This is a genomic window from Verrucomicrobiota bacterium (genome assembly GCA_019247695.1).
In the GTDB taxonomy this organism is placed as follows: domain Bacteria; phylum Verrucomicrobiota; class Verrucomicrobiia; order Chthoniobacterales; family JAFAMB01; genus JAFBAP01.
In genome coordinates, this window is record JAFBAP010000001.1 from 20,594 (window position 1) to 32,258 (window position 11,665).

The 11,665-nt window shown below is 62.3% G+C and carries 9 protein-coding genes; 5 read left to right on the forward strand and 4 right to left on the reverse strand.

What is annotated here, in order from left to right; all coding sequences use genetic code 11:
- Positions 1 to 362 precede the first annotated feature (362 nt).
- Complete coding sequence (locus JO015_00095; protein MBV9997491.1) at positions 363 to 899, forward strand: hypothetical protein; 537 nt, start codon at positions 363 to 365, stop codon at positions 897 to 899.
- Positions 900 to 937: 38 nt separating this feature from the next.
- On the opposite strand, the gene JO015_00100 is transcribed toward JO015_00095, so the two are convergent.
- Positions 938 to 2,812, reverse strand: coding sequence for a phospholipid carrier-dependent glycosyltransferase (locus JO015_00100; GenBank protein ID MBV9997492.1), 1,875 nt, complete (start codon positions 2,810 to 2,812; stop codon positions 938 to 940).
- Positions 2,813 to 3,078: 266 nt separating this feature from the next.
- On the opposite strand from JO015_00100, the gene JO015_00105 reads away from it, so the two are divergent.
- Positions 3,079 to 3,867 carry a DUF2076 domain-containing protein gene (locus tag JO015_00105; protein MBV9997493.1) on the forward strand — a complete coding sequence of 263 codons (789 nt, stop codon included), beginning with the start codon at positions 3,079 to 3,081 and terminating at the stop codon, positions 3,865 to 3,867.
- Between the two features lie 159 nt (positions 3,868 to 4,026).
- Here the strand turns inward: JO015_00105 and JO015_00110 are convergent, their stop codons facing one another.
- The 3 genes from JO015_00110 to JO015_00120 form a co-directional block, all read right to left on the reverse strand.
- The gene (locus JO015_00110) at positions 4,027 to 4,368 is read right to left on the reverse strand and encodes a hypothetical protein (protein MBV9997494.1); all 342 of its coding nucleotides are present in this window, start codon (positions 4,366 to 4,368) and stop codon (positions 4,027 to 4,029) included.
- A complete protein-coding gene (locus JO015_00115) occupies positions 4,355 to 4,954 on the reverse strand; it encodes a DUF4388 domain-containing protein (protein ID MBV9997495.1) in 600 nt (199 codons plus the stop codon). The genes JO015_00110 and JO015_00115 overlap by 14 nt, the downstream gene beginning before the upstream one ends.
- 141 nt (positions 4,955 to 5,095) lie before the next feature.
- Positions 5,096 to 8,185, reverse strand: a complete 3,090-nt coding sequence (locus JO015_00120; protein ID MBV9997496.1) for an SNF2 helicase associated domain-containing protein — start codon at positions 8,183 to 8,185, stop codon at positions 5,096 to 5,098.
- Positions 8,186 to 8,443: 258 nt separating this feature from the next.
- Between JO015_00120 and JO015_00125 the strand changes: the two genes are divergently transcribed.
- The 3 genes from JO015_00125 to JO015_00135 all read left to right on the forward strand — a co-directional run bounded on the left by JO015_00125 (position 8,444) and on the right by JO015_00135 (position 11,216).
- On the forward strand, positions 8,444 to 9,235 hold the full coding sequence (locus JO015_00125) for a ParA family protein (GenBank protein ID MBV9997497.1): 792 nt from the start codon (positions 8,444 to 8,446) through the stop codon (positions 9,233 to 9,235).
- A gap of 71 nt (positions 9,236 to 9,306) precedes the next feature.
- On the forward strand, positions 9,307 to 9,954 hold the full coding sequence (locus tag JO015_00130) for a molybdopterin-dependent oxidoreductase (GenBank protein ID MBV9997498.1): 648 nt from the start codon (positions 9,307 to 9,309) through the stop codon (positions 9,952 to 9,954).
- 98 nt (positions 9,955 to 10,052) lie between these two features.
- Entirely contained in the window at positions 10,053 to 11,216 is a 1,164-nt protein-coding gene (locus JO015_00135; protein MBV9997499.1) for a family 10 glycosylhydrolase, read from the forward strand.
- Positions 11,217 to 11,665: the final 449 nt, after the last annotated feature.

Below are 11,665 nucleotides of genomic sequence, written 5' to 3' on the forward strand. Positions count from 1 at the left end.
GGCGACGTCGTAGAACCGGGTCCGATCTCCCTCGAGGTGCACGCTCACCCGGCCGGAAAACGAAATGATTCGCAGAACACGCAGAAGAACGCAGAAAAAGATCCACGAAACCGGAGCTTGACACCGGCAGCTCGCCCCCATGCTGCCGCTCCGAACTCCGAACTCCGAACTCCGAACTCCGAACTCCGAACTCCGAACTCCGAACTCCGAACTCTTTCCCCTTCCCCTTCTTCCCGCCGTGTTCGCCGTGGCTCGCCGTGTTCGCCGTGTGAACTCAGTCGTTGTGCCCGCCGTGTGACCGAACTCCGAACTCGACACCCGGGGCCGGACACCCGACACTCCCTGCTGACCCGCTGTCGTTTATGCGCTTGTGCATGCCGTGGATTCTCGTGCTAACAATCTGGCTCGCGGGCCGAGTTGCCGCCCAGAATTTTGCTCCCCAACAGATCAACCCGCCGTTCGGCTTTTACTGGGGTGAGACGGAGCAAGCCATCCAACAGCTAGTCAGCCGGGCCCAAGCCCGCGTTGTGGATCGGGCGGTGGTTAACGGCCGGGACACGTGGACGATCGAGGGGTTAATTCAACCGGCTTTGCGGCGGGCGATCATTTATTTCGGCTCGGCCAAAACCCTGGTGGAGGTGGAACTGCAGTACGAGCACCCGGAATGGGACTTGGTCGCCTACGAGGAGTTCCTGAACAGCGCGCGCAAGCGGTTGGAAGCCAAATACGGGCCTCCGATCGTGCTGGCACGAGACAAGAAACCCGAAGGCGACATCATGGAGACGGTCGTAGGGTATCGGTGGCAGCAGGCATCGAGCAGCATCCAGCTGATCTTCTATTCGGCGCAGCGGAACAACGACGTTTACCGGACGGTGAGCATTCATTACCGCGCGGGTTAACTTAATGACGTAACCCGAACGCCGGAGCGTGGTGGTGCTCAGCGGCGGTACTGCGACTGAAGCTGGTTGGTAAGCACGACGCGCGCGCCGCACTCCAGCACGACGTACGCACCGCTTCCGGAACCGGCCAGGCGGTCCTGCCATTTGGGCAGGTTCTGTTTTACGGTGATAAGGAAAACCCGGGATGGCTGTTTCCAGGCGTGCGCCAACTGGTCTTCGGTGAGGTAAAGGTCTTTGCCGATCCCATGAACGCGGGTTGCAAATTCGATCGCAGGATTGGCGTTTACCCAGCAGACACGGTGCGGAAGGTAAAAAAACAGGCTGGTGTAGTCGTTGCACTCGCTTTCGCTGGCTATTTGAGCGTCCGCGGGATTGGCATGGTTCAGAAAGTCTGCGATCCGCCAGGAGGAAAACAGGTCCTCGGTGCGTGGAAGCGCCACGGCGCCGCAAACCAGGAACGTCGCCGCGCTTAGTCCGACGGCCGCGGCGGCGAGGACCGGACGTTGGAACCGGGCACAAACCAGGACGGCGGTGCCGGCCGCCAGCAGGGCGGCGGCGACGGTGACCAGCAAGGTCAGAAACAGGCCGCCGTGACCGGCCATGCAGCCGAGGGCGTCAATCAGGTGGATCTCAGCCCTGGCCTCACCGGCCGGGTTGCCGTCGATTGCCTGGCGGGCCAGGAACGCCCCAGCCAGGGCAGCGGTGCCTGAAGCGATCAATGCCACCCCGCTCCAGGCCGCCTGACGCCGGCGCCGCCCTTCCCAACCGCTGAAGACGGTGGCCACGCCGACCGCCAGGGCCGGCCATGAAACGAGCAAGTAATAATCCTGGATGCTCGAGAACAGAATCGTCACCGCGTTGATGATGAACCAAGCCCCCAAAAATCCGGCCGGCTTCGCCGCCTGGTCGCGCCAGTTCCTGCACATTGCGACAAATCGCGGCATGACCAGCGGCAGGAACGCCGTCCAGGGGAAGAGCAGGCCGAGGTGTTCCACCCAGAACACCGCAAGCGGTACCCGGTCGGTGTCGGGCGGCCAGCGGCGGTTGAACACGTGACCAAATTGCTCGTTCCAAAAATGTTCTTTCAGAAAGCCGGGATAACGCGCCTCCACCATGACGTACCAGGGCAAAACCAGGGCCAAAAAGAGGATCCAGCCGGGCCAGAACGCAAGAAAGCGTTTGCAGGCGAGCCGGCGCCGGGGGACGACCCACGCCACCATCGCGTAAGCGAAGGCCGGGAAGAGCAACGCGTGCAAGCCCTTCGCCAGGGATCCGCATGCCATAAAAAGCCAGGCCGCCGTCAGCCAGACGGAACGCCGGCGGGGCGAGCCGGTGATTTCTGCCGACCACAGGGCCCAGATCGTGAGCGACATCATCAGTGCAAGCACCGGCTCAGGCATGACGAGGTGGGTAAAGAAAAATGTGCCGGCAAAGGTGGCCAGGACCAGGGCGGCAACCGGTCCCGCCAGCGCGCGGCCCGTGATACGCCACGCAAACAGCCCCGTCATCGCGAACCAGCCAAGCACCGAGAGCGCCAGGGGCAATCGGGCGGCAAACTCGTTTATTCCGAACGCCTTAAACGAGGCTATTTCCAGCCAGTAGAATAAGGGCGGCTTCTGAAGGCGCGGCACGCCATCCTGAGTGGGCACAAGCAGGTCGCCGCGCGCCACCATCTCCCGGGCCGCACCCGCATACTGGCCGTCGATCTGGTCAAAGAGCCGCGGCACACCGATACAGCCCAGGTAAAGGGCAGCAATCAGCAGGAGCGCGGCCCAGATCGCGACGGCGTCGACCCGGCGGCCGGGAGAACGGCGGGTTTGCGGCGCCGAACTGACGCCCGGCACCGGCCCGCGTGCGGAGGCGGGGTGGGTTGTAGCGTTGGCCGTAACCGGCAAGGGGCTGAGTTCACTCATGCGGATGGATTACCGGACGCTTGACGGTAAAGCGTTTTCCAGAAAAGGTGGTAATGTCAACATTTCCATAGAAGGTGCAGCGCCCGTCCAACTTGTCTCTCCCGCCCCGGTCAGCCACCCTGATACCGGCGCCGGTGTTCAAGGCAATCAGCATCGGGCAGCCCTTCGCATCCGAAGGCAGGCGACGCCATTCACAGAAACACAGGCGGCCGTCGTTGCAATGGGGCGAGAATTGGCATTCGTTACCGTAGCTTGGAGGTAAAAACATGACCCCGGAAGAACAAAACCTGATCTCAAGTTTATTTGATCGCTTACGCAAGGCCGACACGGCGCCGAAGGATTCTGAAGCGGAAGCTCTTATCCGCCAGAAAGTCGCGGAGGGCCCGTCGGCGCCGTACCTGCTTGTGCAATCCGTCCTCGTACTGGAGCACGCCGTGACGAATGCGCAGGCCCGTATCGCCGACCTGGAAAAGCAGGTTGCCGCGGCGCAACAGAACCAGAAGGCGTCGCATGGCGGCGGGTTCTTATCCGGGCTATTCGGAGGTGGACGGCATGACGAACCAACCCCTCCGCCCGCTCCGCAGGCCCAACCCGCGGCGCCCCGTCCGGCTTACGCTCCGCCGCCCGCCCAGTACGCACCACCACCCCCTACCGCTTACCCGTCGACGACCAATTTACAACCGGGAGCAGGCGGAAGTTTTCTCAAAGGCGCATTATCGACCGCGGCGGGCGTGGCGGGCGGTGCCCTGGTGTTTCAGGGGATTGAGAACCTGATCGGCCACCACGCCGGACCGTTCGGGTCGGTAATGGGCGCGGGCGACCAGGGAGGATTTCTGCCCGGCGACGTTCAGAACACGGAGGTCACGAACAACTATTACATCAACGAGGACCCGCAGAGCGCGCAGACCGTCCAGGATCTCGATCCGGGCGATCAAGGCGGGGTGGCCGATCAAAACGTCGATTACGACCCGGGTCAAGACGCTAACCTTGATACCGTTGACGACACCTTCGACGATGGCGGCGGCAGCAGCGGCGACGACACGAGCTTCGTCTAGCAGGCCGGCGAAAAGGTTTTCGGCCGGGGGGCATACCTGGAGAAATGCCGGGGAGCCCGCCCGGCGACGGGGTTACCCTGACGAGGACCGCGCCTGACGCCGCCCCCAAAGGTGCGGCGTCAGTCCGTCTTGGGCGCAATGAAAGCGGCCGGGAACCGATTACAGTTTCTGGCGCAACAAGGCCGCCGAGGCGCGCTGGGGGATATGGGAAAGGTTTGCGCCGGACCGGAGCTTCAGGACCAGAAACAGCGCGCCGGCAAGCAGGATAAGCAGCTCTTCGTGGGCGAACCGCAAATACAGCATGCGCGGGGTTCGATTAACGACGGCGTAGGCATCCCAGAGGTCCAGCAGCGCGCTGTAAAACTGCCGGGGAATGTGCTCTGCGCTGTCCTCCGGCCGGTAGATCGTCTCGGTCGGGGTGACAAATGCAACCCACAGCACGCCGGGTTCGGCCGCGAGGCGGTCCAGGTCTGAAGGGAAAACCGTCTCAGGTAACCTCATCCAATTTCTCCAGCAGCGCCGTGATGTCGTGCGTGTTGATCCCGATGACGCCCTGGATGCGTTCGTCCTGCAGGCGGTAGGCAATACCTTGCGTGCCTTCCACAAAAGCAATCGTATTCGGCCGAGACCGATTCAACACCTGGCAGAGCCGATCGACGCGCTGTCCAAGAAAATCCACTTCGAAGCGCAGGAACTCCAGGTTAGCGCCGGGAGGCGGGTCGGATTGGCGGTCAAAGTTGAAGGGCAGGTAACGCGGAGTAAGGTCGAATTCATCTGCCCCTTCATCGGCGTAGACCGAGCATCTCAGGAGCAAGGTATGCAGCGGCGTCTGGATACGGACTTCCGAGTTCCGAACCTGGGGATCAAGCTCGAAGTTCCAGGATGCCACCCCCATGATGGCTGCCAGCGCGACTTCATCGACCCAATCTCGAAACCGCGCGTTGAGCACCTGGCCAAACTGCAGGTTGATACGCGCGTTGAGCTCGCCGGACGTCAGCATCAAACAGCCCGTCTGCCGGGTCTGGCCGAGAAACTGTAGGAGGTCGGACAAGCGAACTCCCGAATCCTTAGAAATCCTGCCTTGCATGCCTCAAATCATCTATTATCCGGTTCGATACCCTGACGCTATCATAAATACCGGGCATTACCAAAATTCTGATTTTCAAATGGCAATGCGCGGTGCGCTGGCCGTGGCGAGGGGGACCAGCGATGCTTCGCGAAAGGCGCTTCAGCTGAGCAGGCCCGCGATCTCTTCCATCGTCAAAGCCGTCATGAGCGGTTCCTCGCTTTCCACCGTTGCCTCGATCACGGCGCGTTTCTTCTCCTGGAGACGGAGGATTTTTTCCTCGACCGTGTCGCGCGCGATGAGCTTGTAAGCGGTGACGACCCGGGTCTGTCCGATCCGGTGCGCGCGGTCGGTCGCCTGGTCCTCCACGGCCGGATTCCACCAAGGATCGAAGTGGAAGACGGTATCTGCGGCGGCCAAATTGAGGCCGACACCGCCGGCCTTCAGGCTGATCAGAAATACGGGGATCTCGCCGGAGTTCTGGAAACGGTCGACCTCGGCCGCGCGTTCCCTGGTTGCACCGTCCAGGTAGCCGAACCGGATGTCACGAGCTTCCAGTTCCTGGCGCAGCAGTTTCAGCATCGAAACAAACTGGCTGAAGACGAGCACCCGATGACCACCGTCGATGGCCTCCTCGAGCAGTTCCATCATCAGGTCTACCTTGGCGGATCTGGCGGACTCAGCGGGGGCAAGCAGGCGAAGGTCGCAACAGGCCTGACGCAACCGAAGGAGCGCCGTGAGCATGGCGATGCGAGCCTGAGGCCGTGCGTCGGAACCGAAGCCCTCGAGCTTCTTGCGGCCTTCCCGGTGCAGCTTGTCGTAGAGTTCCCGTTGAGCGCCGGTGAGTTCGCAGAAGGCGACCTGCTCGATTTTGCCGGGCAGTTCCTTGACGACGTCCCGTTTCAACCGTCTCAGCATCACCGGGCGAAGCCGTTTCGCCAGGCGCATGCTCTCCCCGGCGGAGCCGCGCGCGACCGGCAACTCGTAACGCTCGCGAAAGTCCTCGCGGGTGCCCAGGTAACCCGGGAGCACAAAGTTCATGATCGACCAGAGGTCACGGACTGAATTCTCCACCGGTGTGCCTGTAAGGACGAACCGGTAGCGCCCTCGAAGCGCCACCGCCGCCTGCGCGTTTTGCGTGTCCGGGTTTTTGATGTGATTGGCCTCATCGAGGATGAGGGCGTGGAATTCGATCGGCCGGTACAGGCTGATATCACGCCGGAGGAGCGGGTAACTGGTCAGAACCAGATCATGCCGCGGGATCTGCCGGAACTTTTCGGCGCGATCCGGGCCTTCAATGGCGAGGACCTTCAACGCGGGCGCAAACCGTTGCGCCTCTCGCTGCCAGTTAAACAAAAGTGACGCCGGGCAAACGACCAGGGAGGGAGCGGGCAACGTGGTGAGGAAAGCCAGAGCCTGCACCGTTTTTCCAAGGCCCATTTCGTCCGCGAGAATGCCTCCGAGTTCATTGCGCCGGATAAAATCCATCCACGCGACGCCGTGTTTTTGGTATTCGCGAAGCACAGCGTCCAGGGGTCCGAGGTCGACGGGTTGCAACGGCGCCAACTGCCGTTGCTGAGCCGTCCAGCGGTCCCAGGCAGAGCTTCCTTCCACCTTCCCTCCGGCTATCTCCCGGAAGGTGGCGTCAAGGAACGCGGCCTGGCTTCGGTGTATCCGGTAGCGGCCGGGCTGGACCTGATCCGGATGGCAATCGGTCAGGACGGCCTGGATTTCTTCCAGGGTGTCGCGGTTAAATACCGCGGTGCGCCCGTTCCCGAGGCTGGTCGCGCTTTGCCCAAGCTGCAACAGGCGCTGCACCTCAGCCGCAGAGAACCGGTCGCCCCGGCTCGATTCCAGTGAGAACGAAAATTCAAACCAATCCTCACCCGAACCGATGATGTCGAGCCGAGGGGACACGCGCTCCAGGTTGCGGCTGACATGCTGAAAACGGCTGCCGACGGAGACCTGCCATTCGCCTTCGAGGCGAGGCAAGTCCCGGGCAAAAAAATCGACGATCAACCGTTCGGTCCTCAGAACGAAGTCGCCGTTTCCGTCGGGGCCCTGAAAGCCGGCGGCCCGCAAGCGCTCGGCCGAGCGCCGTTCAAACGGCAAGTTTCGGGACCGGTCGCCGTCCTGAGTTGCGTAGACGAACGTTTCGCCCGGAGACGTGACGCCGAAGGTAACGAGCCGTTTGCCATACTGGAACTGGAGTTTGGCGGTAAGATGGTTCAGCGAGCCCTCGAAGGTGGCGAACACCTTCGGGACGCCGGGGTCCGCACTCCCCGGCAACGCGATCGCCGGCACCTGAAAATACGCCTGCAAGGCCGGCAGTTCTTTCTGCATAAAGGCCGTGGCCTGGTCTGATTTCATGCGGATCGGCCCGGCCAGCAAAGGCAGATAAGCGGGAGGCAGACCGGGGGCGATCGGGAAAAAACTTTGTCCACGGTAGAGCCACGCGCTCTCGGACCCGACGAGCAGTGCGCCATCATCCGTCCGCACGGTGATATTCAACGCTCGGTCGGGTTCCGCCCGGACGCTCAACTCCGGGCGGACCGCCTGGCCGGACACGCTTAACGATTCCCGCCGGCCCAAGGTCACACGGGGAAACCCGGTCATCAATGGGAGCAACTTCAGAAACTGGTCGCGCGAGACCGAAAGCATCCCTGGGAGCCGGCCGTCCGTGAAGGGCCGCCCGGCCTCAAGAAGTCTTTGCTCCTCGGGTGAACAACGGAACCTGCCTGCAACCGGCAGCGCGCTGGCCAGAATGCGGCGCCCCGCTTGGACGATTTCGAACCCGAGCGTGACCTGGTCACGCGACCAGGCCGCCAGAAAATTAGGGGCCATGACCACGTGCAGTTCAATGCCCGGCGCGTCGCCGCCGGTCACCAACTCAGGCCCGATGGCGGCCGGTTGAGTAACGGAACCTTCCCTTCGGGCCGACGCGGGCGCCTGACCTGCCGGCGAGGCCTTCGGCTTTATCCACGCAAGCCCAACCGCCAGTGAGTGGGCGCAGATCGCCCCGTAATCTCGTGATTGCCGGCAGGAACAGAGGTTTTCAATATCGGTCGGGGTCCGGATTTTCAGCCCGCAGCGGTACTCGGTTTCACCGTCGCGCACCCTCCCCTGCAGGAGCGGCGGCCGGTAGTCGGCGGCGGTTACGCGCCCCACCTGAAAGAGGGCGCGTGCGTGTTTCATCGCGGGCCAGCCGCCCGCGTCCATCAATAACCGCTCCGTAATGATAATGTCCGCCATCGGAATGCCACAAAAGGAGAAACGAGTGTCGGGGGTCGGGGGTCGGGTGTCGAGTGTCGCGTCACAGGGCGGGAAGGCAGCATTATCCGCAGAACACGCAGAGAACGCAGAAAAGAGGAAACATCCACAGGTTACACAGATCAAGGGGCACACGACGGATATAGCGCATCTCTTACCCGACACCCGACACCCGGCACTCTTCCTTGATTGCAGGGCTCGACTTCTCGGGCGAGATGCAGAACAAGATTGCATTTTCCGATGAAGTTGCTCGCCGTTGCCAATCAGAAAGGCGGCGTGGGAAAAACCACGACCGCGGTTAACCTTTCCGCCTGCCTGGCTGACAGGGGCAAACGGGTGCTCCTGATTGACCTTGATCCGCAAGGCAACGCGACCAGCGCGTTGGGGGTGGATGGAACGGACGGCAGGAGCCTGTATGAACCGCTGATCGGCCAAGCGGAGGTCACGGCTGAAATTGTGCCGACCCGGTTTGAGCGGCTTTTCATGATTCCGGCAAGCCTGGATCTGGCCGGTGCCGAGATTGAGGTGGCGCGCCTGGATGACCACCTCACCCGCCTGCGCGATATCCTGCGCAGTTACATTCCAACCGCGCCGTTTGATTACGCGTTTCTGGACTGCCCGCCGTCTCTGGGCATTTTGATGACGAATGCGCTCGCGGCAGCCGATAAGGTGCTGATTCCTCTACAGTGCGAATACTTCGCGTTAGAAGGGCTGTCCAAGATCGTACAGGTCGTGGAACAGATTCGGGGGGTAAACTCGAACCTTACGATCGGCGGCATCATCATGACGATGTACGACGCGCGCACCAATCTCAGCCAGCAGGTGCTCAATGAAGTCCGGCAACACTTTGCCGACGTGGTGTTTCAAACCATCATTCCGCGGTCGATCCGCCTCGGTGAAGCGCCGAGTTTCGGGCAACCGATCATTGAATATGAGCCGAACGGGGTTGGCGCGACGGCTTATCGCGCATTGTCGGAAGAGTTTTTGCAGCGGGAACAGGGTGCGATCAAATTCGTGAGCACGCCGGGCTGAGCTGGCGGGCACCGGTGGACTGAGCGGGGCTTGGGTGGACATGGAATGATTCGTGCTGCAGCGCACGGAGTATGCTTGACCCGACTGATTTGGTGGGCATTCGCGGCAACGTGAGTGGACTGACCAACACCCGCTCAGATTTTGTTTTTCTCCCTGGACCGGCGTCGACCTTCCCTGCTCCGGAGAGGTCTCGCATCCGGCAAGTGAGCCGGAGGCTGCCCGAGTTCTTCTCTCAAGAACCGGGCGAACCCCCGGCGGTAAACCTCGCGCAGTACCGGTTGACCGTCGCAGGGATGGTCAGCCGCACGACGCAGTTTTCGCTCGAAGCTTTACGTCTGAATTTCACGGAACACGAGGTCGTGGTGCAGGGCGACGGAGGAGTTTCCGGGCAAAGGCGCCCGGCCACGTGGCGCGGTTGCCGGACCGACGACGTGTTGGATTACGCCGGGGTCAGCCACCCATCCGGTTACGTGGAATTCATCGGAGCCTGCAGTTCCGTACCGGCGGACCGGCGCGAACCGCACGTGGGGTTGGTTTCCATCGATCACCTGCGATCGCATCCTTTTTTGCTGGGGTGGTCGATTGATGGCGTGCCGCTGGACGCGGCCCAAGGTGCACCCTTGGCGGCGCTGATCGCCACTGAAGGCGGTTACCAGCGCGTCCGGTGGTTACACCGCATCAATCTGCTTGTGCACCCACCCTTGTGGATCGTCGGGTGATGCCCCCGTTCCCGCTGGCGGTCCGAACTCGAGGCGAACCCGCACCGTGCTGAGGTCCCCTCTTTCCAAAATGGGCGCACTCGGTTATGATGCGCGCCATGTTTTTTCCCCGGGTTTGGCGGCTGGCCGGCTGCGCCCTTTTCTGGTGGGCTGTTTCTGCACAGGGCGAGGAATTCCGTGCGGCCTGGGTAGCGTCGGTTTATAACCTGAATTTTCCGTCCCGGCCGGGTCTACCCTCGGAGGTACAGCGGGAAGAGATTCGTGCGATTGTTCAAGGAGCCGAGCGGGCAGGCCTCAACGCGCTGATGGTGCAAGTCCGGCCGGAAGGGGACGCCCTTTACGATTCACACCTGGAACCGTGGAGCCGGTACCTGACGGGAACGCAAGGGACGGACCCGGGTTATGATCCGCTGGAGACTTTCATCAGGGAGGGCCGGAAACACGGGATCGCCATCCACGCCTGGATTAATCCGTACCGCGCGGCAGCCAACGCCGCCGCCCCACGGTCTGCCATGCATGAGACCACGACCCTGCGCGCCAGTGTGCGCCGGGTTGGAAATGCGCTCTGGCTCGACCCCGGGGACGCGGAGGTCCGGGAATACCTCGCGAGGGTCGTTCGCGACCTGGTAAGCAATTACGGCGTCGCCGGGGTCGTTCTGGACGATTACTTCTATCCGTACCCGGGCAGGGGTTACGCGCGCGGCACGTTCCCTGATCGCACCAGCTACATGCGCTACCTTGCCCGCGGGGGTTCTCTGGACGTGGCGTCGTGGCGGCGAGCAAATGTCGATGCGCTGATCGAGGACTTGCGTGCCGCAGTCAAATCGGCGAGACCGCAAGCGTCCTTTGGCGTGAGCCCGTTCGGAATTTACACGCCCGGGCGACCCGCCGGCGTGACGGCAGATCTAGACCAGTACCGGGATCTCTACGCGGATCCGGTGAAATGGCTCCGGAAGGGCTGGGTGGATTATCTATCGCCCCAACTTTACTGGCGCGACGGGGGTCCGCAGAGTTACTCGTCGCTCTTGCGCTGGTGGCGAAGTCCTGAGGTGAACCCGCATGGCATTCCCATCCTTCCCAGCATCGCCCTGGAGCGACTCGGTCCGGGATACGGCTGGCCTGCAAGTGAGATCGGGCGGCAATTGGAACTGGAACGCGCGATCAGGCCTCGGGGAGAAGGAGGCTTTATCCTTTGGAACGTCGGGCCGCTGCTGCAGAATCAGAAAGGCGTTGCGGCCATCGTGGCCGAAACGCGCGGGTAAACGGTCACACGGTCACACGGCGGGCACAACGTAAGAATTCACACGGCGAACACGGCGGGCCACGGCGAACACGGCGGGAAGAGGGGGAAAGAGTTCGGAGTTCGGGATTCGGAGCTCGGAGGCGTCGTCGAACCGGGTCCGATCTCCCGCGAGGGTCACGTTCACACGGTGGGAAGACAGAATAATCCGCAGAACACGCAGAGAACGCAGAAAAAAGTCCAAACACTGGACTTGACACTGGCAGGCGGTGCCCATGATGGCGCTCCGAACTCCGAACTCCGAACTCCGAACTCCGAACTCCGAACCCCGAACCCCGAACCCCGAACCCCGAACCCCGAACCCCGAACCCCGAACCCCGAACCCCGAACCCCGAACCCCGAACCCCGAACCCCGATCTCTACTCGACACCCGCTCAGTCATCGGCTGCGCGGAGCAGGTAAGCCGCCGCT